Raw genomic sequence first — 24,413 nt, 5'->3', positions numbered from 1 at the left:
ATTTATTAGATAAGGAATAAAATCTATGTCTACATATATCAAGCGTTTAGAAGCTTATGGTATTCATAATAGATATAATATTATTCAAAACTTTGATGATGGGATTAACATTTTATATGGAAAAAATGGTGCAGGTAAAACTACAATATTACATATCTTAACAAACTTAATTAATGAAGAATTTGATAGATTTCGTTTTATTGACTTCAAAGAAATAAAAGTTTTGTTGAGTAATGATGAAACAATTAGGATAATATTCTTATCAGATGAAAATATTATAAAAGTATATAAAAATGAAAAAAACACTCTATCATTTTCTTCACAGAAATTTGATTCATATATACCAAAAAATTCATCATTAGATTCACCTTTATTAAGCATTGCTTATTTTCCAGCATTTAGAACAATGATTGAGGCATGGATAAGTAAGAATAATCCTGTCTCAAATACAAAAAAAAGAAAATCAGATTATGTAAGATTAATATCTCGATCAATTGTTAGTAAAAAAAGATTAGAGCAAAAAGATACATTAACAGAGTTTGCACGTAGTTCTTTTGGTGAATTTGTACCAAAAATATACTACCCCTCCCCAATAGAAATAGAGGCGAGATTAGATTATGAGATATATAGAGCTAGAATAAAAATTGCTGATACTGAACAAAAGTTATTAACACAAGCTTTTTTAGAAATATTTAACACTTTATCTAAAGATCATTTACAAGTACAAGAAGAACCAAGTGAAATTCTTGAAGAAATAAAGAAAATTTCTGATAGTATCGAAGATTCATTTATTCAAACTCCTCATAATAGTACAGATAGTTTTATTATGAGATTACGTAGATTGGTTAATGAAGTACAAGAAGTACAAGTAGATTATGATTCTAAGGTTATGACTGCTAAAATTCTTAATGTTTATAGAGATATATTAAAAGAGAGGGCATATATTCAAAAAAAATCACTAAAAGAAATAGAAATATATTTAAATGCAGTAAATAACTTTCTGGAAGATAAAAAAATTGAGATAATTGACGATGATATAGATTTCTCAGTTGTTGCATCATTTAATGACAAAACATATGCACCATTGCAATCACTATCATCTGGAGAAAGGCAAATAATAACACTTCTTTATGCAACAACTTATATGAGCAAACAGAATGTTGTCCTTATTGATGAACCAGAAATATCTCTTCATGTTGATTGGCAGAGATTATTATTACATAAAATATCAAAGTTAATGGGAGATAAACAAATAATAGTTTGTACACATTCACCTTTTATAGCTTCAGACTATATAGATAATATGAATGAAATAAAGAAAATACCATATGATAAAAATCATGGACAGATTAGCTTCTCATTATAAGATTGAAAATTTAAATCTTATAATTAATACCATAAAGGAATAAAATATGACAATACCCATGAAAATAAATGAGTATCCTGTTTATATAAAGTTTAGTTCTTATAAAAAACATTTACTAGTAGAAGGTAGTAGTGATTGGAATGCATTTAAGAAGATAATTCATACCATATCTGAAATCCAAGAAGATGAATCAATAGCAGAAGATATATTTATTGATACTGCTGAAATGTTCTCTAACTCAGGAAATGAAGTCCACGGTAATAGGATGAAAGTTGAATTAGCCTGTAAGTTAATAGAAGAGAAGATTAGTTCAGGGAAAGTCTTAGGATTTGTTGATAGGGAATTCAGGAATTTTACTATTGACTCAAAGATTACTGATGAAATTAATAAACATTACAGAGACGGTATAATTATTTGGTCTAGAGGTCATTCTATTGAAAATTATCTATTTAATATAAGAATATTAAAATCAGTATTTCAAGATATAACTGATACTAGATATAGATATGATGCTTCAATTAAATTCAATAAAATTTTCGCTTCAATATTGGTAAATGTTTGTATTTTAAGTTTTGTTTGTTGTGAATCAGATAATATAGATAGAACTTCTAATCAAATAACATTTAATTGTTTTAATATATCAGATGATAAGATATCATTTAATATGGAAATTTTTGTGGAAAATTTAAGAAACAACGGATTTTCGATTGAAAATATTCAGAAAATAAAAGATTCTTTTGATAAATATCAAAATATTGTACATAATACAGATCCGTCAGTATTAAGGTGGATTTGTCATGGACACGTAGGTATTAATTTACTATGGGTTATATTTGCACAATGTGTCTATAATGTTTGTTTAGAAAGTCCTCAGACGGAAGCGAACAAGGCTTTGATGCCAAAAAAGGATCTCAGATTTAAGCAAAGTATTAGCACATGGATAACTTATTATCTTCAAGATCAAGAAGAATTTCCAGTAGATGTTGTAAATTTTATCTTGAACCCATGAACTTAATGATACTTGACAACTATTTATGACTACTGGTATAGTATTCGTACCGTAAGGACGGATGACCGCCTACGATGTGTGCAACACATCGGGGCGTTTTTTATTTCCCCACCGAGGAGGGGATATGCTTCCAGAGACGCTACGCACCATCTATGGCGATCCGGATGCGGATGCAACGGAATTTGGCACCAAGTACTTTGTGTGGGGAACACCACCCGATCCGAACGCAGCATTACCCAGCACATCTCCGCAGCGACGGCTGTGCGGCGCACGCTTTACTTATCGGATTCGCCCTGGCGAAAGCAATCACGAGTTCGAATCCCGCGTTGATGCGCTGGCCCTGAAATTCCTGAGCGGCAGCGGCACACTGTATATCGAAGGCGAGATGACCTTTAGTCGCCATCGCTATACCGAAGCAGCCCTGACCCTGTATCATGCGCCCATTGTTGCACCCATCGATGTGCCCAAAGTCCTTCGTCGTCCATCCGCTGCGGCCTAGAGTGCCATAGCAGCAACAATCGAATCATTCGGATAGTCAGTAGTTACGAGACGCGGCTATCAACCCTCAGCTGAGGGTTGGTGGCCGCTTTTTTTATGCCCGTTGGAGGAACCGCCCATGACCGAAGGAGACTTGCTCAAAGTGTATGGCCCCAGCCTCTTTCTGGTGGGGTGGTTCCTCTACCGCGAAGTCTGGCCGTTACTCAAAGAACGCCTGCGTCCTGACCTTGTGGCCCAACGCCGCAAGGCCGAAGCCCAAGCCGAAGCCAAGGTCTTGACCGCCTTTATCGACAACACTGCCGCCATGACGGGACTGAAGCACACACTGGAGGTGGTGTCGGACGAAATGAGCCGCCTGCGCGAAGGGCAAGAAGTCCATACCCAGTTGTTGGCCGAGTTGTTTGGCTTTTTCCGGCAGCCGCGCCCCAGTCCCAATCCGAGCACGCGGCCACGCCCCAGCAAAAAAGGAGAGACCGTATGACCACCACTGTTTCCGCCAGTTTGTTGAGTACCCTTGTGCAGCTGCTGCTCGCCGTGCTTGTGCCGCTGGCGCTCGCCGTCGCCGCGCGGATCGGTCGCCGCATCGCGCGGGCGCTGGAAGATAAGGCCACCGCGCTACTCAGTCGCGAAGAGCGGGACACCCTCTATAGCGCGATCAAGGTCGGCCTGCGGGTGGCCCAAAGCTATGGCATTACACCGGATGGGGTGCGTCACCAAATCGAAGCCAAGGGCGTGGAGGCGGCAAGTCGCTATCTGAACGAGCTGGGCCTGCGCTTTGATCCCAAGTTTCTTGTTGACCTGTTGCATGCCGAATATCAGAAGCATTTTGGAGCACCCACGTCATGACCTTCGTGATCGATCTGCGCTGGCGCAAACATCACCGCCCGGTTGGCACGGGCTGGGATTATCGCCCCAAAGGCATCAAACCCAGCTCCGTCGTGATTCACACGACCAATGGCAATCGGGGCAGTAGCTTTGAAGCCGAAGCCAACTACTTGGAAGCCAGTAGCGGCGTGGGTGCGCATTATTTGGTTGGCCAACGCGGCCAGATTGCCGAGATTCTGCCGCCGATCTATCGCGCATGGCATGCCGGAGCCGCCAAGGATGACTGGATCAACAGTCGCTCGATTGGCATCGAATGCCATCACGCCGTTGGCGAGGCATGGACTCCCGAGCAACGCGCGGCCCTCGCATGGCTCTGCCAACGCCTGATGGCGGACTGGGCGATCGTGCTCGGCGCGATTGAAACCCATCGCTTTGTGGCGCTCCCTGCGGGACGCAAGCCCGATCCTTCCGACTGGACGGATCGCAGCTTCTATGACTGGCGAGCGGCCCTGATCGCCCCAGTCCAACCTGCGGGAACCTATCCGGTGGCGCTTGAACTCAAAGTGGCATGGCAAAGCAGTGGTGGTCTGTGGCATCCCACGCAGTTTGCCCCGGGCTATGCCCTGACTCCCTTCTTTCGCCATCCTGATGGCCATCAGTATCAACTCTTCGAGCGCAGCGGCGCACGCTTTACGCCCCACGGCAGCATCGAATGGTTGTTTACCGAAGACGTGGAACGGTTGAAACAGTGGTGGAAAACCCACCCCTAATGTCGCCTTGGCGACGATCAGCGGCGGTGCGGCTGCGCCGTGGGCGGGGCTAGAGCAGCAGAATGGCTGTGTTCCCCCGCCCCACCGCATCAATTTCAAGGAGTGTTCGCTATGCCCCGTCGCCTTCCGGCTGACCAAATCACGCTGTTTTGGCAGGCCTACGATGCCAGTGGCAATGCGAGTGCAGCGGGGCGGATGGCGGGCCTGAGTAAAGACCAAGCCCATCGCTTGCTCAAAAAACGCGGAGACCGTCCGGTGGCCACGGTCACACGAGCGCAACTCGAAGCGGTGCTCCAGCAGGTCGAGACGCTGGCGACCGAGGTGCAGGCCGTGCGCCAACGGCTGCTGCGGTTGGTGGCGCTGTTGCCTGCGTCACCCATTTCGAATCACTAATTCATGCATTTCGAATCAATTTCGAATCACTAGCGAATCACCTGAGGCTGCCATGGGACGCAAAAGCACGATTACCGATGAGCTTGCCAACCAGCTTTTAGCCGCTGCCAAAGCGGGATCGAGCCAACGCCAGATCGCGCGGGACTTCGGCTTGTCGGTCAGCACGGTGCAGCGCTTTTTCGAATCACTGCCGACGGCGACCGCGCCGACGCTCATGCAGCATGCGGCGGTCGTCGAGCGGGCTGGCTCGTCGCTGTGGGATAGTCGTGCGGCCCTCAGTGACAACTATCAACGGGCGCTCGATCTGGTGAGCAAGCTCGAAATGGGCATTGTCGAAGTCGATGGCGAGTACACCAGCCGCACGCCGATTGCCGTGCATGTGGCCGCGCTACGTGAAGTGCGCGAACACATCAAAACCAGTTTGGCCATTCTCAAGTTGTTGGTCGATGTTGATGAAGTGCGCCGCTTCCAACAGGCGGTGCTGACGGCGATTGGAGAGGCAGATGAATCGACCAAACAACGCATCCTCGCTACCCTCCAAGCGCGACACGCTCTGGAGTTCCCTGTTTTCCGATCTTAGCCTTGCCGTTGGCGGGAAACGCACGGTCTTGCCCTATGCCCATGATCCGGTGGCCTATGCGCGGGAGGTGTTAGGGGAAGTCTGGTGGTCAAAGCAGGAACTGATCGCGCGGTCGTTGCTCACGCCGCCGTATCGCACGTTGGTCAAAGCCTGCCATAAGGTTGGCAAAACCCACCTTGGCGGCGGCTTAGTCAACTGGTGGTACGACAGTTTTGACCCGGGGCTGGTGCTGACAACCGCCCCCACCGATCGCCAAGTGCGTGACCTGCTTTGGAAGGAAGTGCGCATGCAGCGGCGTGGACGCGCGGGCTTTACTGGCCCCAAGTCGCCGCGCTTGGAGAGTACACCCGACCATTTCGCCCATGGCTTCACGGCCAAAGATGGCGATTCGTTTCAAGGCCATCACTCGCCGCATACCCTGTTCATCTTTGACGAGGCGGTGGGCGTGGCTAGCGTGTTTTGGGAAACCGCCGAATCGATGTTCAACGAGGGCGGCGCATGGCTGGCGATTTTCAATCCGACCGATACCAGCTCGCAAGCCTATGGTGAGGAATTGAGTGGGGGCTGGCATGTCATTTCGATGAGCGTGCTCGAGCATCCCAACATTCTGGCCGAATTGCAGGGCTTGCCGCCGCCGTTTCCCTCGGCGATTCGCCTGAGCCGCGTCGATACCTTGCTCAAAAAGTGGTGTCGCGCACTCAGCCCCGAAGAACCAAAACGGGCCACGGATATTCATTGGCGCGATGCCTGGTATCGGCCTGGACCGATCGCCGAAGCGCGATTGTTGGGCCGTTGGCCATCGCAGGCGACCAACAATGTCTGGAGCGATGGCGCGTTTCAGGTGGCAGAAAGCCTGTTGTTGCCTGCGAGTGACGAGCCGTGCGAGCTGGGCTGTGATGTGGCCCGCTATGGCGATGACTTTACCGAGATTCATGTGCGCCGTGGTGGCCACAGTCTCTACCACGAAGCAGCCAACGGCTGGAGCACGGTCGAAACCGCAGGCCGCTTGAAGCAGTTGGCCAACGAATATGGACGACGGTGTGGGGTCGATGGCCGCGCCGTGGCGATCAAAATCGACGATGACGGCATCGGCGGCGGCGTGGTCGATCTCGCCGACGGCTATACCTTCCTCGGAGTCAGTGGGGCACGCACAGCCTACGATCCTGAGAAATATCCCAATCGCCGCAGCGAATTATGGTTCAGTGTGGCCGAACGGGCGATCGAGCAACGCCTGAGCTTCGTCGCGCTCGATGCGGAAACACGCCGCGAGCTGCGTCGCCAAGCGATGGCTCCCACGTGGAAGCAAGATAGTCAGGGTCGGCGGGTGGTCGAGCCAAAAGCCGACACCAAGAAACGGATTAAGCGCAGTCCCGATGGCATGGATGCGGTCAATTTGGCCTATGCGCCCGCCCCGATCGTCAGTTTTGGCCCAAGTCTTTGGTAAGAAAGCAGCAGGAATGGGTATGTTTCCACCAACCGCCACCAGTAGCATCATTAGCCAGCACCTGCATGGGCAGCGCTTGGCCGATGATTTTCAGCGCTTGCAGCAGTTTCGCGCGGCGTGGGAAGCCTATCGCAAGCAGGATACGCCCCCGCTGCCGATCGAAGCGGGACGACCCAACGACAATGTACGGGTCAATCTGATTAAGCTGATTGTGCAGACCTCGGTCTCGTTCTTGTTTGGTGATCAGGTGGCGTTTAGCGTGCCCGATGCTCCACCAGACGACCCCCGCATCCAGTATCTTGATCGAATCTGGAATGCGGCCAAAAAGATGACGTGGCTCTACAAACAAGGCATCAATGGCAGCCTGTGTGGCCACATCTTTGCGCGGATCTATCCCGAGCAGCCGCTGCCGCGCATCGTGATTCTCGATCCGGCGACCGTGACCGTGCGCTGGGCGGCGGACGATCTGGATCGGGTGGAATGCTACCTGATTGACTACAGTGCCTACGAATGGCAGGGCAACCGCGAAGTGCTCGTCAGTATTCGCCAACGCATCGAGCGCACCGATACCGGCTGGCGCATTCTTGACCAACGGAGCCAGCCCGACAAACAGGCCTTTGAGACGCTGCATGAAGCGCCGTGGCCCTATCCCTTCCCGCCGATCGTCGATAGCCAAAACCTCGCTGCCCCCAACGAATACTGGGGTGAGGCGGATATCACGCCCGACCTGATTGCCTTGGTCAATGCAGGCGATTTCACCTTATCCAACCAACAACGGATTGTGCGCTTCTATGCCCAGCCGCTCACCGTGGCCAAGGGGATGGACCCCGCGCAGCTCAAGCATGGCCGCGACCGCACGGTCTTTATTCCGCCCAATGCCGACCTGAGCATTGTTGAGATGCAGAGCGAGTTAGCGGCCAGTCTCGACCACCACAGCCGGATCAAGAGCAGTATTCACGAGGTGGCCCAAACGCCGGAGATTGCCACAGGCAAAGTCGAAGATCTCGGCAACCTGAGCGGCTTAGCCTTGCAAATCCTCTATGGCCCCTTGCTGCAAAAGACCGTGCAAAAGCGCATGCTGTATGGCGATTTCCTGAGTGAACTCAATCGCCGCTTGCTGATGATTGGCGGCTTTCCCGAGACCACCACCACGGTGGTGTGGGATTCGATGCTGCCGACTGACCCACAGGCCGAACGCGCCGTCGCACAGGCCGATCGCACGCTCGGCGTGAGTGAAGCCACCATCTTGACCCAACTGGGCTATGACCCTGCCCATGAACGCGAACAACGGCAGGCCGAAACGCCGCCCGATCACGACCCTCTGACAGCCAAAGGAGATGCTGATGATTCGAATCCTGATGCCGAAACGCCTACTGAGCGCCGATGATGGTGGGGGCAGTGGTGGTGATCCCACACCACCTGCTGCACCACCAAGTCCCGCGCCTGCTGTGCCCGTTGTTCCGCCTGCGCCGCCAGCTGCACCACCCGCTGCTGTGCCACCTGTTGCGCAGCCTGCTGCCGATGCCGGAATCCCTGATTTGCAGGCACGCTTGGCCACGTTGGAAACCCAACTCGAAGCCGATCGGGCGGCGTTGCGCAGCGAGCGCGGCGCTCGGCTGATTGAGCAAACCGCTGCGGCCCATGGGCTGGATGCGGGGTTGCTCGGGCGCTTGGTTACGCTGGAGTTTGACGAGCAGGGCCACCCCAAGCCGCTCGATGCCGCGATTGCCAGCTTGCTCACGACCTATCCCTACTTGGCCAAGTCAACTGCTGGTGGAACGGCTGCGCCTGCACCAATCGGAACCAGTCCGGCCAATCCGGCGCGACCACCAGCGCTGACCAAAGCGGCCATTGAACGGATGACTCCCGAGCAAATCAATACCAACTGGGATGCAATCCAAGCCTACTTAGCCCGCCAAGGCTAAGCATTATCCGCACGCACGACGTGCCAGAAAGGAACCGGTATGGCGCTGAACAATTTCATTCCTGTCGTCTGGAGTGCGCGGATTCTCTCGAATCTGCATCGTGCCCATGTGTATGGGCAAGCAGGCGTGGTCAATCGTGAGTATGAGGGCGAGATTCGCGATGCGGGCGATACCGTCAAGATTAACAGCATTGGCCCAGTCACGATTGGCAATTACACCAAGAATACCAACATTGGTGACCCCGAAACCTTGACCGATGCCCAAATGACCTTGTTGATCAACCAAGCCAAATACTTCAACTTCCAAGTCGATGATATCGACCGTGCCCAACAAAAGCCCAGCGTGATGGATGAAGCCATGAAAGAAGCCAGCTATGGCCTGCGCGATGTCAGTGATGGCTTTATCGCCTCGCTGTATACGGGGGTGGCTGCTGGCAATGTGATTGGCAATGACACCACGCCCGTGACCCCCACCAGTGCCAATGCCTACGATTACTTGGTCGATTTGGGCACGCTGCTCGATGAGGCCAATGTGCCATCCGAAGGGCGCTGGACGATCGTGCCGCCATGGTTTCACGGCTTGTTGCTCAAAGATGATCGCTTCGTCGGCGTTGGCTCGGCGAGCAGCGATCAGGTGCTGCGCAATGGCCAGATTGGCACAGCAGCAGGGTTTAGCGTGTTGAAGTCGAATAGTGTGCCCAACGTGGCGGGAGCCAAATACAAGATTATGGCGGGTCACCCCATGGCGATCTCGTTTGCCGAGCAAATCGTCAAGGTCGAAGGCTATCGCCCGGAAAAGCGCTTTGCCGATGCCGTGAAGGGCTTGCATGTCTATGGGGCGAAGGTTGTGCGGCCTACCGCCTTCGCCGTGATGACCGCGAATCGGAGTTAGAACAGATGGGCGATTGCCGAGCAAAAGGAGCGCTGTATGTGGGTCTTAAATACCGAAACGGGTGTGACATGGGAAGTCGATGGCGAGCTGGCTGATCGTCTCGCCGCTGATCCGGCCTATCGCGTCGTCGATGCGCCGCTGGATGAGGCTGACGCAAAGCCAGTCAAGAAAGCCCCCGCCAAGGAAGGATAAGTCGCCATGCTGTATGTGAGCGTTGCCGAAGTCCAAGCCCAGTCTGAGGATATCCCCGCCGATCCCGCCCTCATTGAACCCTATGTGGTGCGGGCCTCGGATATTGTGCGCTCGGCCTTACGGGCGCTGCTGCACGATCCGACCTTTGAGTTTGTGCCCAATCCGGTGGCCACGATGCGCGTGGTCACGGGGTTGCCGCTGCCGACCTTGACGCTCGACGCGCATGTGATTGGCAGTATTAGCCTGATTGAGCAACGGCTGCATAGCGCATGGCAACCACTCGCCGCTGATGCATGGCTCGAAGATGCACGTGGGGTGCTGCATGCGGACGCGGTGTGGGATGGCTATTGGGCCACGAGCTGGACGGATCATGCGCTCTATCGGATTACGGCGATCTGGGGCTATGGGGCCGTGCCGCCTGCGGTCGTCGATGTGGCGCTCCAGCTGACGATTAATCTCTATCGCTCGCGCACCACGGGCGGCATGATCGATAGCGTTGGGGTGCATGGGCAGGGTATGACGCGGGTGGTGGCAGGCCTAACCAAGCAGCAACTGGCGATTCTGGAAAGTGTGGTTGCGCCATGGCGAGCCTAAGAACCGTGGCGATGGCGCTCCAACGCGGTGTGCCTGCCCCATGGCGGGCTGAGGTGCTGCAACGGGTGGTGCTCACGGTCAAAAGCGCGATCGAACAGGCCACCCCGATCAAAGATGGCCATCTTAAGGCCAATACCCGCCACGAAATCCTGACCACGGGGGCCAAAGGCCGGATTTACAACCGCACGCCCTATGCCGTGTTCGTCCACGCGGGCACAAAGCCGCATGTGATTCTGCCCAAATTCACCTCGCGCGAAGCGGCTCGCACGATCGGCGGCGGTGCGGCGCTGCTGGCTTTCCAGATTGGTGGCCGCTGGGTGCGCACGCGCATGGTTCGCCACCCGGGCACACGCGCTAACCCATTCATGCGGCGCGGCCTGACCGACGCGCGGCCCAGTCTGTCCTTGCTGCTGAAGCTGGCCGCTGCCGACTTAATGAGCGAATTGCGAGGTCGCCCATGACCATCACCTATCAGGTCATCATTGACCAGCTGCACCAACGCTTTGCCCTGCTGCCGAGCTTGGTACGCCTGAATGCCAGCGGCCAGAATGTCGCGTTGCTAACCGAGGAACCCAAGACGATCAGCCAGTGCCCAACGCTCTACAGTTTGCTCGAGCACGTCACCTATGCCCCCAGTACGCCTGTGGCGATCAGCGAGGTGGTGATTCTCTCGCGCCTCGTAGTGGCCGATGCAGGCAGCGATCGCTGTGAAGCCGCCGTGATGCCCTATGTCTTTGACCTGCCTGCCACGATCAACGGTTCCTCAGAAGGGCGACGCTTAGGCAACTGGATCGCCCTGCGGCGGGGGATTGCGACGGTCGAACGCGCCGAAGCGGTGTGGGTGGCGATTGGCGGCAAGAACCTGTATCGAGCGCTCGATCTGTATACAAGGATTACCCTGCAATGATCTATTTTACCTACGCGGCCACGCCCGATGACGGCTTTTTGCCGGGCATTCCGTTGGCCGATTTAACCGCAGCCCACTGCGAACACATGGCCGATTGGCAGCTGCGCAGTGTGGCCGCAGCGGCCATGTACCAACCAACGCCTGCGGGTGTCGCCTATCTGGCGGAACGCTTGCCGGAACCCGAACCCGAGCCTGACATTCCGAGTGAACCCGACCCTGAGCCACCCGCTGACCCTGAGCCAGAACTACCGATTGAACCGGAGCCAACGCCGACGGCCACGAACGTGCGCCGCCGAGGAGGTGCTGCATGACCATTGCCCAACAAATTGCCTTCGAATATTTTGCGATGGCACGGGAAGCTACGGCGGGCACGCCTGCCAGTGCCCCAACCCACTATGTCACCGCCAAAGGCCAAGTTGATCCCGAGATTGCCCACGACGAGCCAGAAGAATCGCGCGGCACGTTGGCCAAGATCTACCGCTCGGCGGTGGTCAATCGCCAATCCAAGTGGAAAGCCAGTGGCGGCCTTGATCTCGATCTCATGCCGTTTCTGCTCCAGATGATGCACAACGGAGCGCTCACCACGCCAACGACTCCGGCGGGGGCAACGCTCGGGCGGTTGTGGGAAGCGACCCGCGTGATGACCAGTGCCAATACCAAATTTGCGACGCTCTGGTTTGGCGATCCCAATGTGCAAACCTTTCGCGCCGCCTTTGGCGGACTGAACAACCTCAAACTGACCAGCAATGTCGTGGGCAATGCGGCCACCAAGCTCGATTTGGATGGCTTTGCCCAATTTATGGAAGCCGTCACCACGCCTGCGCTGCCTGTCCAAACCGCTGGTGATCTGGTGATTCCCAGTGACTTAGAGTGCTGGATTGACCAAGGCAGCGATGCGATTGGCACGACTCCCGCAACCTTCCGCGTGATTCAGGTCGAGCACACGTTTCAACCAGGGCTGGAACCCGATAAGTCGGCCAGTGGCCCCAGTGGCAACCGCACGTGGAATCGGGTCAATGTGGGGGTGACATCGCCGCAAACCATCCTGACGCTCTACTTTGATGACCTGACCGATTACGACCGCTGGCGTAACGGCGTGCGCTGTAAGGTGCGCGTGCGCCATAACGGCTCGTTTATCGAGACCGTGGCGGCGAATCCAACCTATCGCTATCTCGAAGTCGATGGCTATGGGGTGCTCAAAGCGATGACGTGGGGCGCACAGAAGCACGCTCGCACGATCAAACTAACCCTCGACCACGCCTATGAACCAACGATTGGCAGTGATCTACGCATCGCGTGCCAAAACACCAAAGCCACCGTGTAAGCACCGATTCCGGTGTCGAAGTCTCTCGCCTTGAAAGGATGTCTGTATGAGCCGTTTTACCCCAACCACGACCGTTGACCTGACCGATGCTGAAGACACGATTACGATGCGCACGGGCTTGACCTATGGCCAACGTGCCGATTATGCCGATGCCTTGATGCAGATCGAGGGTGAGTATGTTACGACCTATCGCCGCCAGTTGCTGATGCTCGAAGCCACAATCGAGGAGTGGTCAGGCCCATCGTTTGATGCCATGCCACTCACGCCCACCAGCATTGCAGCGCTCGATGCGCGTGATCCGCTGGTGCAACGGGCCGTGGCCCATGCCGAGGCGGTGATCTACCCAAAGGCCGCACCATTAACGGACGATACCAGCAGCACAGCTTCAGCCACGCCGAGCAGCTCTACTGGGGATGGTACGCCCAGCTAAGTGGCGCAGCGGCCACGCGGATCGGTGACTACGATGCTGAGGTGGCCTTAGCCATGCGCTTTGGCTGGACGTATGAGCAAATTCGCCAGCAACCCGCTGGCTTTATTGATGAATTAATCGCGCGTGCCAATGCGGAAAGCGACTGGCAGGCCGAGGAGCAGGGCCGTGGCGGAAGAAACGCTTGAACTGATTCTCTCCCTCCGCGATGAGGCCACCAGCAAACTTGCCGCTGCTGGTGGCCAGCTTGCGTCCCTGAACGAGCAATCGACCCGCGCCGCCGCGACCGTGCAAACGCTGGCCGATAAATATCGTTTGGCGGGACAATCCCAAGACCTCGTGGCCAAGTCGGTGACCGACCTCACGGGCAAGCAGGCCAAACTCGAAAGCACGATTGAGGCAACCAGCCGCGCACTGGAGCAGGAACGGGCCAAAGCCGATAGCAACGCGACGACCATCGCCATGTTGGAGCGCTCACTCGACAAATTGCAGCAGCAAGCGCGATCCACGAGTGATGCGATTGAACGCAAGGTGATCAGCATCGAGAAGGCCAGTGTCAGTATGCGCCAGCTGGAGCAGCGCACGCTGAGCGCCGCCGATGCCATGCGCCGCGACGACACCGCCATGACCGATGCAAAAGGCTCGCTTGGTGGCCTCACTGATGGCTTGATGGGCGTGGCCAAAGCCTATGTCGGGGTAGAGGCGGTGCGCAAGGTGGTGCAGTGGGGGAAAGAAGGAGCGGCGATCGAAGGGGTTGAGGAAGCCTTCGACAACCTTGCCCGCAAATCCGGCACATCGAGCACCGCCTATCTGGCAGCGCTGAAACAGGCCAGTGCCGGGACAATCAGCGAAACCAATCTGATGATTGGGGCCAATAAGGCGGTGTTGCTGGCTGGCGATCGCTTGGCCAAGGATGTGCCGAAACTCTTAGAGATTGCGCGGGCCGCGTCCAAAGCCACGGGCGAAGATATCAACTTCATGTTTGATTCGCTCGTCACAGGTCTCGCGCGAAACTCGAAGATGATCATCGACAACCTTGGGATCACGGTCGATGTGGCCAAAGCCAATCAGGAGTATGCCGCGTCACTGGGCAAAACCGTGATGGCCCTGACCGATCAAGAGAAGGCGTTGGCCTTCCAACAGGCAGTGATGCAGAGTGGTCAGCAGATGATCAACGATGTGGGCGTGGATGTCGATTCGAATGCTGCCAAAATCGCCCGTGCCGAAGCGCATCTGCAAAACTTTGGCAACAGCCTGAAAGTCCTTGCTGGCGATATTGTGGGCTTCTTTGCCGAAGGCATTGATGTGCTCGATCGGCTGACCAGTCAAAATTTCACCCTTGCGCAGCGCTTGGATGAGGTCGATTACCGCGCGATTCAATCCGGCAAGAGTTTTACCACCTATCGCCAAATCTTGACCGACCTTGATGCGACCGAGGGGATGGTCACCGAGCGACAGTATCATCTGGCCGAAGCCTTGGTCAAAACAGGCATGGATGCGCAGGCGGCGATGGATCGGGTGCGGGGGTTGCGCGATTCCTTTGTGCGCAAAGCCGAGGCCGCCGGACTCTCCAGTACCGCGATTGCGGAGCTAGCGATACGTGCTGATACCTTGTCCGACAAAAGCGAACGGGCACGCGGGGCGGTCGAAGCCACCACCTTTGCCTTCAGTGCCGGATCGATTGATGCGACCCTCTACCAGCAGGCGCTCGATACAATTGAGCAGCAAGTCATCCAAGATGAAATCGAACTGACCCGCTTGGAAGGGGCGACCCTGCTCGTCGCCAGTGCCACCCGCGAAGCCACGGTCAGCACCGATGACTTTACCGCAGCGGTCGATGCCCATACCGACAGCCTGTACGCCAAAATCGATGCCACGATCGAAGCCAGCATGGAGCAAGAAACCCTTGCACTCTTGACCCAAAACGCGCGACTGGCTGCCGATGATCATATTGGGGCATTAGCCGCCGAAACCAGCAGCCTCTACGATCTCGCCGCTGCCGCCCAAACCGCAGGCGATGCGCTGGCCTATAAAGCCTTGATGGAAGGGGCCTCGCAGCTGCCACGCAATACCACGGCATCACGCAATGATCTCCGTGCCGAGGGCATTGACCCGCGTGATCAGCGGCAATACAAAGATGCAGTCGTGGATCGCTCGCAAGATTTGGTCAATCCAGCAGGCGCAGCGGCGCGGCAACGCGAGGCCGAACGCCAAGCGGGAGACTTTAATCGCCGGAATGCCGAACGGGTGCGCACGGCTCGCACCCCGACCCGCCGAAGTGGTGGTGGTGGGAGTGGCAGTCGTGGCCAATCTGCCAGCCAACGCGAAGCCGAGCAGCGGATCAAACAGGCCGAGCAGACCGAAGCCAAGATTGCCAAAGCCAAGGAGGACTTTCAGGAGAAGGCCGAACGACTGACCTGGGATCACTATGCCACGGTGCGCAAGATCGAGGATGACTATCACCGGAAAGCCTTGGCGGCGGAGCAGTCTTTCAATCGCCAGAAGTTTGCCGATCAAGCCGATTTCCTCGAATCCGTGGCCAGCATGCACAAAGATGATCGGGCTGAGGCGCTGCGCAAGCAAACCGAGGCATGGGATAAAGCCCAAGTGATGGCCCAAGCAGGTCGCGCCAAAGAGGCCGATGCCTATCTCAAAGCCGCCGAAGAAGAAATTGAAGCCGATCAGCAACGCACTGATCGCATGCGCCAGCTGCGCCAACAGTTGGCCGATGAGACCGCCGACTTGACCGCTGCCGATCGCGCGGATCTGGAAGAGCAGTTGCGACTGTTAGCCAAAGCCGATCAGATTAAGGATGACCTTGCGGCGAAACGCCTGAGCGACTTAGAAACCGCCAATGATAGCCTGAAAGCCGAACGCGATGAAGCCTTGGCCAGCGAGAACGCCGACTATACCGAGGCACAGGCCAAGCTGCGCGATGACTTTGCTGACACCATGCGCGGGATTCTCGATAAGCAAACCGAGCAATTACAGGCGCACCAAACGTGGGCTGATGCCACGATCGCGCTCTATGGCCTCGTGGCCAGCGCTGCGAGCAATGCTTCCCGCGCCGTTGGCCAAGCACCCACGAATACTGCCGCGCCTGGTGAGGATGCAGATTTCACCATCCACAATAAAGTAGAAGCCAGCTATGCCCTAGGCACGGGTGACATGGGGTTGACCCGCGATATGGTAGTGCAAGCCCATGCCCGCGAAATTATTGTTGATCCGACCCGCTCCGATGGCATTCGCAAAGCGGGCGGGATTGACTATCTGCTCAAACTGAGTGAAACCGAACGGGTCAATCGGTCGCGTGCCGATCGCCTGCCCACTGTCACGCCTACGCCGCTCGTGCAGCCTGCGCCGCGTGACTATCCCCCGACCGCTGCCGCAGCTGGGCCAACCAACGTGGCCATTCAGGCAGGCGGCTTGACCCTCGCCCAAATAGAAGCGCTCTTACGCCGGATTCTGGCCCAAAACAACCAAGGGTTGGGCCAACAAAGCCAGGTCCGGCAGCGTTTAGCGAGTCCCCGAAAGTGAGGATATGATGCCAACGACCCAACGCACCTGTTCGTTGATTGCCGGAACCGATACTTTTACGATTGGCGACCCCAGCGCGGGAGCCGATGCGACCTTTGTCTTGGGTGGGGGAGCGATTCCCAGCACCCACGATGATCGTCCGGTGGAAACCCAGTGGCTGATTAACATTGTGGGCACGACGGCTGCCGATGCCATGAGTCGGCTGCAAAAACTGGGGCGGATTCTGACCGCTGCCACCTATTACCGCACGGCTCCTGAGCAGTATGACAGCTTGCGGCCACGGGTGCTGTTTCAGCCCTTTGGCAGTAATCGCAGCACGCCGCTTGTACGGAGTCTGCTCGATGCGACCGTGCCCGATGTGCCTGCTGGACTGATTGATACCGATTTGCAAGCGATTCCGCCCGGGATTAACGGGGTCGCGATTAGTTTTCAGTCGGGCGGCTGGTGGTTGCCGAGCGAGGTCAGTGATTATGATCGGGTCACCTCGGCCAGTGTGGCCAATGGCAGTGTAATGAACCTGAACTTTGGCGCAACCCTGCATGGGATTGCCTCGCCCGCTCGCGTAACCATGGCAGGCAACTATCCCCCAACCAGCAGTGGCTTTCTGAACATGCCGCTCTCGGCGCTGTTGGTGAGCAAGCAAGGTGGGATTCAGGTGGTGGCGGGCAATAGCTGGACGAATGACGCGACGTGGGTCAATAATAACCAGTCCGCCCAAAAAGCTCGCGATACCTTCGTCTTGCGGGGAACCCTGAGCGCTGGCGTATCGAGCACGACCCCGCAGCATACGGGCGGCTTTAGCGTCAGTGGGCGGCAAACGGTGGTGACCAAGATTGCCGTGCGTACCGCTGGCGTGAGTGTGCGGATTGCGGCCATCCTCGACAATCTGGAGAATGGTCAAAGCCTCGTTTCACCCGAAGAGGTGGTGAGTGGTGGCAGCACGACCAACCCGCAAATCGTGATCTTCCGCGAGATTGCGATCAATAGCGTCAGCACCCGCTTGCGTTATCGGGTGACCGCCAGTGCCGCTGCGACCGTCGATATTGAAACCAGCTACCTCGTCGATACGACCCGCCCTGAGCATGGCGTGCGCATCCTTGAACCCTTCACCCTCAATAGCAGCCCGACTGGCTTTGTCTTGGACTTCCAACCGACCTATCGGCCACGGGTGGCGATTACGGGCAAGTTTGTTGGTGCGCGAGGTCGCTTACCCGTACAGGTTCCGGCCCAAACCACTGCGGGAGCCGATGCCAATCTTGATGCCGTCTATGTCGGAACCTATAGCACCAACTGGCGGATTGTCGATGCGGCCAGCGCGGTGACCAACTATGTGCTGACCCTTGACCGTTATCGGGCCTACCGGATGCCAGAGTAAGCGAGGCGATGATGCTTGATCCTCAATTCCAGATTCTGATACAGGATCTGACGAGCAGCCAAATGCTGGATGTCTCCGATCGGGTGACCGCCGCCACGTGGCGCTATACCGAGCAGGGCTGTGGTGATCTCAGTATCACCATTCCCTGCACCATGCCGGAAGCCTATTGGTTCAAAACCTTGCCCTTTGTCTATGTCAAAGTCTTCAATCGCTGCTCGAAGCGCATCTGGTGGGGCCGCGCCGCTGGTGACGATGTGACGATTACCCGTACCGCTGATGGAGCCGTTTCGATCCAGATCCTCGCCTTGGGCCTCGTCAAAGCGCTCGAAGATATTCCGCACACGGGCTGGTGGAGCAGCACGCGCTATGGCGATTGGCAGGACGTTCCTAGCGACCTGATTCCCAGTCGCACGCCCGAACGCTTTAGCTTCGAGACCGAGCGGCGCTTGCGGATTGCCCCATCGGGCGGCAATGGCTTTACCACCAGCAGCATTGGCATGCTCTCGATTGCGCAGCCCGCTGCGGCCAGTGTCCAGTGGCAAACGATCGAGGCGACCTACAGCCTGAAAGCACCCGCCGGATGGCGAGCCAGCCTCAGCCGCTACGATGGCACGACCTTTCTCTCCTCGCTCTGGACGCTTGATGGCATTGGTACGGGCGCGACCGGAATCACCACCCAAAGCGGCACATTGAGCTTCCTGAGCGGTGTGGGCTGTTCGCGTTTGGGCTTCAATTTGTTTTGTACCCGTGCGGCCACGAATCTGCATACCGCAACGATCACGGCAGGAACCCGCATGGTTACACCCGGCACGATGGCGGGGATTGCGGCCAATGCCAAGCTGGCGATTGGCGGCGCGGAGCCGGAGGAAGTCGTCGTGACGGCCACGACCGCGACGACCTTTACCGCCGTGTTTCGCAATGCCCACCTTGGCAGCGATCTGGTGGAGCCGCTGTGGGATGGCAATGATGGCGATATTGAGTTGGTGATCACTAACGTGCGGGTCAAAGCCGTCACCACGCCAACCGTGACACTCGATCAAGTGGCCAAGTATGCCTTGAGTGAGGTATTGGCGGTCAATCCATGGGCAGTCTTCAACAGCGATGGCAAAGTGCAAAGTCCGCTCGTCGATATTGCGAATCTTGCAGCGGACGATCAGCCGTGGGCCACCATCCTGAGCGAGCAGGTGCAGCTGGGGGATACCAGCAACCGTCCATGGGTCTGGGGTGTTGATGAGGATGGCGTGCTGTTCGTGCGTCCGCGCCAGTCGGGGCGGGTGTGGTATGTCAGTACCGAGCAATGCAGCTATACCCAAGGCGGCAATAGCGATGGACGCTGGACGAGTGGCTATGGGGTCTATGAGGATGAGCAGGGCCAACGCCAGCGCACGCCCATCCAAACCGATGCCCAAGCGCTGGCCAATAGCGGATTGGTTCGGCGCACGGCGCTGCCCGTTGACGGCGGGACGCTCGCCGTGGCCACGCAACGAACCAGTGTGTTTCTGAGTGACGCGGCCAAAGGCGAAGCTGCGGCCAGCCTGACATGTGCGGTACTGGAGACCGTGGATGGCATGGTCTATCCAGCGACGGAAGCGCGACCGGGGGACATGCTGCTGTTCCGCGATGTGCTGCCCACCAGTAGCGCGGTGGCCAATCGCCTGAATGGCTTTGTCTTGGCCGAAGTCCAAGTGGATGGCTTCAATCTGGCAGCAGTGCAGCTCGTGCCCGAGGAGCCGCTGCCGTTATTGGAGATGGTAATGGCAAATAGTCACTCATTGATTTAGATACTGATAAATCCTTAAGCCTCCCTTGGGACTTGGGAAGGCACAAATACCATAATGTACATGAGAAAATGACCAAGAATACCGTCCCAATCAGCATATCAATGAGGTTTTGCGACGGTATGCGATATCTTGAATGATCAAATAGAACCTACATATAGTTAAGGAAGCCCTTGATCACTGTAATTATCAAGGGCTTGGAATAGAAGATAAATAATTCACTAAATTATTTATCTTCTATTCCAAAAATTTTGGTAAATGGCCATCCAAGCGTTCTAAGTCCTTCTTTCCCTATCCAAATAGAAACAAGAAAAATCCATACTCCAAAGATAAAAGTATACACTTGCCACCACCCACTAATCTTTTCGTAGAAGGTGTTTCCTTCGGCAATGTAGACTGTTATAGAAATTACTATAAAAAGTAGCAACACACTTCTGAACATTTTTTTATTTACTATACTTTTTATTTTATTTATATTTATTTCACTTTCCATATTAGATAGTTTTTCTCTAAAATCAGAAATAGAATTATTTATTTCTAATTTCTCTCTTTCAAAATTCATACTCATTTCTGATTTCTCTCTTTCAAAATTCATACTCATTTCTGATTTCTCTCTTTCGAGCTTTGATAACTCTTCTTGATATTTTCGACTTGGATCTTTAAAAAATCTACTCATCTCATAGTGTAATCTTTCTCTATCAGATGATTTAGATATATCCATATTTGGAATATTCCTCTTAATATATCTAATGCATTGTTCTACATCTTCAATAGGTAACTCTTTGCATGAAATATTCATTTCATGAAAAATAAGAAAATCTTCTAGCATAAATATTTTATTCTGAGGAAATAGTCTTAATTTTATCATTTCTGAGAATATAGAACTAAATTCATCTTCATTGGAAATATTTACAGGAGATATCCATTGGATAATTGCATCCATAGTAATAGCTAAAGAAGAATCTATTGATCTATTAGGTACTATACCTGGTAAAGAAGAATCAGCTGTAATTAGCCATGTGTTTAAAGATTTTTCTCTCCGTTCTTTTTCTATCCACATTAATAATAAAGCATCATGTTTTGGTGCTCTACGAGATTTTTTTCTATTACGAGTTTTAAAATATCTATCTCTAATCTTTTCAGCAAAATTATTCACTTCCGGTTTATCATTATTATTAGAAAACCAATCATTATGAAATAATTTTATTTCAAATTCAGACTCTAACTTATTTGATGCATTAGAAAAACTAGTAAATAAATCATCTATATTTTCATAATTATGTAATTCTACTTTCTTAAGATATATATCATATATCAGTGAATTGATTTTACTTGACAGTCCATCAGGTATATTGCTTATAGTTTTTTCTATTATCTCTCTCTGATATGATAACCATTCATTCATTTCATCTAGTGATATTTGACAAATATTGATTGATATATTCAATTTACTACACATTTCAATAAAAAATAAAAAACTATGATGATACTCGTGATTTTCTTCTAATGCTGTAATAATTATATTAGTATCAAGATAGAAAACAGCATTTTCATATAATTCTTTAGAAAGGATTGATCCAGAAGGATCAATTCCTAAAGATTTTGTTATATAATAATTCTGAGCCATATTCCATTTAATAATATCAAAATCAGGGTCATTTTTTCTAAAAAAATTATTTATTCCAGATTCAAATACAGCATAATTAATATTTGAAGATTTAAAAACTACCCCCTTTATTATATCTGGTAATGATATATAATTCAATAAATCTTCATTAGATAAATCTCCTTTTATTAAACGAGCATTATCTTCACCTATTTTTGAAAATATTCTTGATATAACATCAAGGAAAGGATCGGTATATAAAGATGAGTGTATTTCTGAATTCGAAAAAAGTTCATGTAGAACCCTATCCAACCTATTCTCTGCCTCAATTTGATGCTTATCTATTAACTTTTTTCCTATATCAGATAGTTTATATGTTTTATGCCCTCCATTATTTAGTTCCTCAATCATTTCTTGAGAAATAAGACTTTTTAAAGATAAGTTTAAATCATCATTATTAATCTGATGTCCAATCTGAGAATAGATTTTTTCATTAATAGTTTCTATCCTCCACCTATTTAATGATGAATTTGTATAAATTATTTGTAAAATAATATTATTAATAACAGTCTGTTTTAAAGGTTGAATTTCTGGAGAAAACCTTAGTTTTGTCGTAAGTAAAATAGAACGTTTTTTCTCTACATCTGAGATCATAGGTAACTCCTTCAAGTGCATAGAAATGTTATGATGTTTTTATAAGATTAAGGTGTAATTCTAGTTGCTATATCCTATCAGGTATGTCAAGCCAACTAGTTAAATAGTTAAATTAAAACGTATAAAGTAAGTTCTGATAAGTACTGTTATCCTCATTTTGATAGTGATCTTGTATCCAGATACGTTTGGATATCATGGGATGTATTGGCAGTAATGGATTCTAAAGGCACACTGACTCCAGTTAATCACAACACATTGACAGTAGGAAGAGGCTGGAGAATATATTTTGTTTGATAATTTAATTCCTTAAGCTTCCATTGGAAAGATTCAGAATACCACGAAAATGATCAAAAACAGCACCTTTACTTTAATAGCATATTACCGTAGGCCTTATAATTCAGGATGGCTATATGAACGGTACAATGATACGAACCAATCGTTGAATCATGGCTAGATGCATCAATACAAGATAATTCAGAGCCAGTTTCTCTTCTCAACCAACCGACACTCCTTGCGCCCGCCATTGGCGGGCTCAACCACAGTGCGGGCATGGCAAGCCTGTTAGCCATAGAAACTGGACGGACAGCCTTGCATTCACCGCGTCGTCGGCGTGGCAGAATCACCGACCGAATCCCATATTGCTGAGTCCACTGTCTGATACAACGGTCATCATCGCCTCAATCATCAACCAATGAGTGTGGACGGGTGCCGGGTTGTCCGTGCTGCTGGAGCATAACGATCAGGGTTTCGAACGCGGTGCCTTCGTGGATCTGTCTAGGCGTAAGACAGGAGGATAACGGATGTACACGACCATCTAAACTAAAGGAGGTGGATTTGGTACCGAATCTGCCGTAGAAACATCCGAGGGTTTGGTTAGTGGATTCATGTGTCATCAAAGATTTTTTTCATGCGCCGCAACGGTACGACCGACGCAAATAAGCATGCCATCGATGGTCAATTACTGCCACTCGAGGCATCCATGGCATTTAAGGACATATGCAAGGAGGTAAGGATGCATTCCCAGGTTCCGCCGTGTTACCAGAGTACAAAGCGGTCGGAAATATCGCATCATAGAATCATGGTATTGCGTTGCCAAAATAGGCCATTAACCACGCATTGGTGGTCATTCCATGGGCGGCCACGGCAGGTTTCGGTCGGTAGGATCGGTGCAATCACGGCAAATTGGGTATTGGTCAATTCATGGAGAGCCATGCGTACCTCCTGTCGGATAGTCTAGCATGGATTATCAGAAAGAACCTAAATCATTAATTCCAGATTCTAGGAGCAAGTAATGAGTATTGATTTATTTCTTAGAACTAAAAATCAGCCTACTCGTCGGCAAATTGAAAAAATTATATTTCCATTAGGATGGAAAAAAGCAACCTATTATTCTGGTTACAAAGGTCTAAGTTATTACTGGTTCAATGAGAATAATTATGAGTCTACCCGTGGATGTTGGCTATTTATTGACTATAATCCGGTTGAAAATGTTCCCAAGGATACAAAAGTAGTTTTTCATGCCTATTCAAATGCTGGACGTTCTTTTGCAGATCTGGAGGCACAAAATAATGTAATTAAACAATTAAAAAAAGCTTTTCTAGGAAGTCTATATAATCCTCAAGAAGGAGTGTGTTCATATCTTTATTATGAAATACCAGAATTTACTGTTATTGAACGCGGATGCTCTATAGTCTATAGAAATTTCATAAATAATATAATTACATCAAAAATAGCTGTTCAAGATGATATTGATGAATTTAATTATAAAAAAGAGAATTTACCATGGATGTTAAGATTTGATAAAGGTATTATTATAAATAATCTAATCATTCCTTACATAGTATCTTCAATAGAAGAGTTTCTAAAAAATTTCTTTGTAATTTATGTCAATAACCAAGAGTCTATTCAGAAGAATATATTAAAAAAATTAGATTTACATAGCTTCAAGAATATGTATACAAAAAAGGTAACAATTGGAGATGAATATGCAAGATTAACATCATTTCAAAATATTCCAAAAATAATAAGCGCATTTAATGAAATTGAGATAGATATAGAGAAAATACTTAATGTAAACAAAATATTCAATAAAAAAGAAATAAATATCAAAAAAGTAATAGCTAAATATATAACAATAAGACATAAAATAGTTCACGAGGCATTCATTGATATAGAAATAAATAAAAACGATATATTAACTCTTATTTTTGCCACTGAAAATTTTATTGATGAATTCAAATTATATATGAAGAAAAATAAAAATATAATTATAGATATAGATGAATATTTATGAAATGTAATTTATTTTAAATGATTAT

At 51.1% G+C, this 24,413-nt stretch carries 26 protein-coding genes; 24 read left to right on the top strand and 2 right to left on the bottom strand.

Annotation, left to right across the window (positions count from 1 at the left end; all coding sequences use genetic code 11):
* Window positions 1-25 precede the first annotated feature (25 nt).
* From ABEB26_RS07050 to ABEB26_RS06940, 23 genes are all read left to right on the top strand, one after another.
* The gene (locus ABEB26_RS07050; protein ID WP_345721266.1) at window positions 26-1,366 is read left to right on the top strand and encodes an AAA family ATPase; all 1,341 of its coding nucleotides are present in this window, start codon (window positions 26-28) and stop codon (window positions 1,364-1,366) included.
* Window positions 1,367-1,412: 46 nt separating this feature from the next.
* Entirely contained in the window at window positions 1,413-2,375 is a 963-nt protein-coding gene (locus tag ABEB26_RS07045) for a DUF4435 domain-containing protein (RefSeq protein ID WP_345721265.1), read from the top strand.
* 124 nt (window positions 2,376-2,499) lie between these two features.
* Window positions 2,500-2,874 (top strand): hypothetical protein, encoded by a 375-nt coding sequence (locus ABEB26_RS07040; RefSeq protein WP_345721264.1) that lies wholly within the window; start codon window positions 2,500-2,502, stop codon window positions 2,872-2,874.
* 117 nt (window positions 2,875-2,991) lie between these two features.
* Complete coding sequence (locus tag ABEB26_RS07035) at window positions 2,992-3,354, top strand: hypothetical protein (protein WP_345721263.1); 363 nt, start codon at window positions 2,992-2,994, stop codon at window positions 3,352-3,354.
* Window positions 3,351-3,719, top strand: coding sequence for a hypothetical protein (locus ABEB26_RS07030; RefSeq protein WP_345721262.1), 369 nt, complete (start codon window positions 3,351-3,353; stop codon window positions 3,717-3,719). The genes ABEB26_RS07035 and ABEB26_RS07030 overlap by 4 nt, the downstream gene beginning before the upstream one ends.
* A complete protein-coding gene (locus tag ABEB26_RS07025) occupies window positions 3,716-4,468 on the top strand; it encodes a peptidoglycan recognition protein family protein (protein WP_345721261.1) in 753 nt (250 codons plus the stop codon). Before ABEB26_RS07030 ends, ABEB26_RS07025 begins: the two co-directional genes overlap by 4 nt.
* Before the next feature lie 111 nt (window positions 4,469-4,579).
* On the top strand, window positions 4,580-4,861 hold the full coding sequence (locus ABEB26_RS07020; protein WP_345721260.1) for a hypothetical protein: 282 nt from the start codon (window positions 4,580-4,582) through the stop codon (window positions 4,859-4,861).
* A gap of 52 nt (window positions 4,862-4,913) precedes the next feature.
* Entirely contained in the window at window positions 4,914-5,441 is a 528-nt protein-coding gene (locus ABEB26_RS07015; RefSeq protein ID WP_345721259.1) for a helix-turn-helix domain-containing protein, read from the top strand.
* Window positions 5,365-6,885 carry a hypothetical protein gene (locus tag ABEB26_RS07010; RefSeq protein ID WP_345721258.1) on the top strand — a complete coding sequence of 507 codons (1,521 nt, stop codon included), beginning with the start codon at window positions 5,365-5,367 and terminating at the stop codon, window positions 6,883-6,885. The genes ABEB26_RS07015 and ABEB26_RS07010 overlap by 77 nt, the downstream gene beginning before the upstream one ends.
* A gap of 19 nt (window positions 6,886-6,904) precedes the next feature.
* Entirely contained in the window at window positions 6,905-8,272 is a 1,368-nt protein-coding gene (locus ABEB26_RS07005) for a phage portal protein (protein WP_345721257.1), read from the top strand.
* Entirely contained in the window at window positions 8,229-8,810 is a 582-nt protein-coding gene (locus ABEB26_RS07000) for a hypothetical protein (protein ID WP_345721256.1), read from the top strand. Before ABEB26_RS07005 ends, ABEB26_RS07000 begins: the two co-directional genes overlap by 44 nt.
* 39 nt (window positions 8,811-8,849) lie before the next feature.
* On the top strand, window positions 8,850-9,701 hold the full coding sequence (locus ABEB26_RS06995) for a phage major capsid protein (protein ID WP_345721255.1): 852 nt from the start codon (window positions 8,850-8,852) through the stop codon (window positions 9,699-9,701).
* A 36-nt stretch (window positions 9,702-9,737) separates the two neighbouring features.
* Window positions 9,738-9,893: a DUF7302 family protein gene (locus ABEB26_RS06990; RefSeq protein ID WP_345721254.1), complete on the top strand. Its 156-nt coding sequence runs from the start codon at window positions 9,738-9,740 to the stop codon at window positions 9,891-9,893.
* Window positions 9,894-9,899: 6 nt separating this feature from the next.
* Window positions 9,900-10,487 carry a hypothetical protein gene (locus tag ABEB26_RS06985; protein WP_345721253.1) on the top strand — a complete coding sequence of 196 codons (588 nt, stop codon included), beginning with the start codon at window positions 9,900-9,902 and terminating at the stop codon, window positions 10,485-10,487.
* Window positions 10,475-10,948 carry a hypothetical protein gene (locus ABEB26_RS06980; protein ID WP_345721252.1) on the top strand — a complete coding sequence of 158 codons (474 nt, stop codon included), beginning with the start codon at window positions 10,475-10,477 and terminating at the stop codon, window positions 10,946-10,948. The genes ABEB26_RS06985 and ABEB26_RS06980 overlap by 13 nt, the downstream gene beginning before the upstream one ends.
* A complete protein-coding gene (locus ABEB26_RS06975) occupies window positions 10,945-11,394 on the top strand; it encodes a hypothetical protein (protein WP_345721251.1) in 450 nt (149 codons plus the stop codon). Before ABEB26_RS06980 ends, ABEB26_RS06975 begins: the two co-directional genes overlap by 4 nt.
* A complete protein-coding gene (locus ABEB26_RS06970) occupies window positions 11,391-11,705 on the top strand; it encodes a hypothetical protein (protein ID WP_345721250.1) in 315 nt (104 codons plus the stop codon). The genes ABEB26_RS06975 and ABEB26_RS06970 overlap by 4 nt, the downstream gene beginning before the upstream one ends.
* Window positions 11,702-12,718, top strand: coding sequence for a hypothetical protein (locus ABEB26_RS06965; protein WP_345721249.1), 1,017 nt, complete (start codon window positions 11,702-11,704; stop codon window positions 12,716-12,718). The genes ABEB26_RS06970 and ABEB26_RS06965 overlap by 4 nt, the downstream gene beginning before the upstream one ends.
* A gap of 46 nt (window positions 12,719-12,764) precedes the next feature.
* Window positions 12,765-13,148: a hypothetical protein gene (locus ABEB26_RS06960; RefSeq protein ID WP_345721248.1), complete on the top strand. Its 384-nt coding sequence runs from the start codon at window positions 12,765-12,767 to the stop codon at window positions 13,146-13,148.
* A 41-nt stretch (window positions 13,149-13,189) separates the two neighbouring features.
* Window positions 13,190-13,333, top strand: a complete 144-nt coding sequence (locus ABEB26_RS06955) for a hypothetical protein (RefSeq protein ID WP_345721247.1) — start codon at window positions 13,190-13,192, stop codon at window positions 13,331-13,333.
* On the top strand, window positions 13,314-16,682 hold the full coding sequence (locus ABEB26_RS06950; protein WP_345721246.1) for a coiled-coil domain-containing protein: 3,369 nt from the start codon (window positions 13,314-13,316) through the stop codon (window positions 16,680-16,682). The genes ABEB26_RS06955 and ABEB26_RS06950 overlap by 20 nt, the downstream gene beginning before the upstream one ends.
* Window positions 16,683-16,686: 4 nt before the next feature.
* Entirely contained in the window at window positions 16,687-18,057 is a 1,371-nt protein-coding gene (locus ABEB26_RS06945) for a hypothetical protein (protein WP_345721245.1), read from the top strand.
* Between the two features lie 8 nt (window positions 18,058-18,065).
* Window positions 18,066-19,838 carry a hypothetical protein gene (locus ABEB26_RS06940; protein WP_345721244.1) on the top strand — a complete coding sequence of 591 codons (1,773 nt, stop codon included), beginning with the start codon at window positions 18,066-18,068 and terminating at the stop codon, window positions 19,836-19,838.
* Between the two features lie 223 nt (window positions 19,839-20,061).
* On the opposite strand, the gene ABEB26_RS06935 is transcribed toward ABEB26_RS06940, so the two are convergent.
* Both ABEB26_RS06935 and ABEB26_RS06930 read right to left on the bottom strand, forming a co-directional pair.
* Window positions 20,062-22,095: a hypothetical protein gene (locus tag ABEB26_RS06935; protein ID WP_345721243.1), complete on the bottom strand. Its 2,034-nt coding sequence runs from the start codon at window positions 22,093-22,095 to the stop codon at window positions 20,062-20,064.
* A gap of 1,068 nt (window positions 22,096-23,163) precedes the next feature.
* Complete coding sequence (locus tag ABEB26_RS06930; protein WP_345721242.1) at window positions 23,164-23,307, bottom strand: hypothetical protein; 144 nt, start codon at window positions 23,305-23,307, stop codon at window positions 23,164-23,166.
* A 79-nt stretch (window positions 23,308-23,386) separates the two neighbouring features.
* Here ABEB26_RS06930 and ABEB26_RS06925 point away from each other — a divergent pair, with 79 nt between their 5' ends.
* The gene (locus ABEB26_RS06925; protein WP_345721241.1) at window positions 23,387-24,388 is read left to right on the top strand and encodes a HEPN domain-containing protein; all 1,002 of its coding nucleotides are present in this window, start codon (window positions 23,387-23,389) and stop codon (window positions 24,386-24,388) included.
* Window positions 24,389-24,413 lie beyond the last annotated feature (25 nt).

It is taken from the genome of Herpetosiphon gulosus (assembly GCF_039545135.1).
GTDB lineage: Bacteria > Chloroflexota > Chloroflexia > Chloroflexales > Herpetosiphonaceae > Herpetosiphon > Herpetosiphon gulosus.
This window is presented reverse-complemented; position numbering and strand designations above follow the sequence as displayed.

Bases quoted from the DNA above. Each gene is read 5' to 3' on its own strand.
- ABEB26_RS06985 (WP_345721253.1), top strand. From the start codon at position 9,900: ATGCTGTATGTGAGCGTTGCCGAAGTCCAAGCCCAGTCTGAGGATATC.
- ABEB26_RS07020 (WP_345721260.1), top strand. From the start codon at position 4,580: ATGCCCCGTCGCCTTCCGGCTGACCAAATCACGCTGTTTTGGCAGGCC.
- ABEB26_RS06940 (WP_345721244.1), top strand. From the start codon at position 18,066: ATGATGCTTGATCCTCAATTCCAGATTCTGATACAGGATCTGACGAGC.
- ABEB26_RS06930 (WP_345721242.1), bottom strand. From the start codon at position 23,307: ATGGCTCTCCATGAATTGACCAATACCCAATTTGCCGTGATTGCACCG.
- ABEB26_RS07045 (WP_345721265.1), top strand. From the start codon at position 1,413: ATGACAATACCCATGAAAATAAATGAGTATCCTGTTTATATAAAGTTT.
- ABEB26_RS06945 (WP_345721245.1), top strand. From the start codon at position 16,687: ATGATGCCAACGACCCAACGCACCTGTTCGTTGATTGCCGGAACCGAT.
- ABEB26_RS06935 (WP_345721243.1), bottom strand. From the start codon at position 22,095: ATGATCTCAGATGTAGAGAAAAAACGTTCTATTTTACTTACGACAAAA.
- ABEB26_RS06995 (WP_345721255.1), top strand. From the start codon at position 8,850: ATGGCGCTGAACAATTTCATTCCTGTCGTCTGGAGTGCGCGGATTCTC.
- ABEB26_RS07025 (WP_345721261.1), top strand. From the start codon at position 3,716: ATGACCTTCGTGATCGATCTGCGCTGGCGCAAACATCACCGCCCGGTT.
- ABEB26_RS06925 (WP_345721241.1), top strand. From the start codon at position 23,387: ATGAGTATTGATTTATTTCTTAGAACTAAAAATCAGCCTACTCGTCGG.
- ABEB26_RS07050 (WP_345721266.1), top strand. From the start codon at position 26: ATGTCTACATATATCAAGCGTTTAGAAGCTTATGGTATTCATAATAGA.
- ABEB26_RS06970 (WP_345721250.1), top strand. From the start codon at position 11,391: ATGATCTATTTTACCTACGCGGCCACGCCCGATGACGGCTTTTTGCCG.
- ABEB26_RS06965 (WP_345721249.1), top strand. From the start codon at position 11,702: ATGACCATTGCCCAACAAATTGCCTTCGAATATTTTGCGATGGCACGG.
- ABEB26_RS06960 (WP_345721248.1), top strand. From the start codon at position 12,765: ATGAGCCGTTTTACCCCAACCACGACCGTTGACCTGACCGATGCTGAA.
- ABEB26_RS06990 (WP_345721254.1), top strand. From the start codon at position 9,738: ATGTGGGTCTTAAATACCGAAACGGGTGTGACATGGGAAGTCGATGGC.
- ABEB26_RS07040 (WP_345721264.1), top strand. From the start codon at position 2,500: ATGCTTCCAGAGACGCTACGCACCATCTATGGCGATCCGGATGCGGAT.
- ABEB26_RS07000 (WP_345721256.1), top strand. From the start codon at position 8,229: ATGATTCGAATCCTGATGCCGAAACGCCTACTGAGCGCCGATGATGGT.
- ABEB26_RS06980 (WP_345721252.1), top strand. From the start codon at position 10,475: ATGGCGAGCCTAAGAACCGTGGCGATGGCGCTCCAACGCGGTGTGCCT.
- ABEB26_RS07015 (WP_345721259.1), top strand. From the start codon at position 4,914: ATGGGACGCAAAAGCACGATTACCGATGAGCTTGCCAACCAGCTTTTA.
- ABEB26_RS06975 (WP_345721251.1), top strand. From the start codon at position 10,945: ATGACCATCACCTATCAGGTCATCATTGACCAGCTGCACCAACGCTTT.
- ABEB26_RS07010 (WP_345721258.1), top strand. From the start codon at position 5,365: ATGAATCGACCAAACAACGCATCCTCGCTACCCTCCAAGCGCGACACG.
- ABEB26_RS07005 (WP_345721257.1), top strand. From the start codon at position 6,905: ATGTTTCCACCAACCGCCACCAGTAGCATCATTAGCCAGCACCTGCAT.
- ABEB26_RS07030 (WP_345721262.1), top strand. From the start codon at position 3,351: ATGACCACCACTGTTTCCGCCAGTTTGTTGAGTACCCTTGTGCAGCTG.
- ABEB26_RS07035 (WP_345721263.1), top strand. From the start codon at position 2,992: ATGACCGAAGGAGACTTGCTCAAAGTGTATGGCCCCAGCCTCTTTCTG.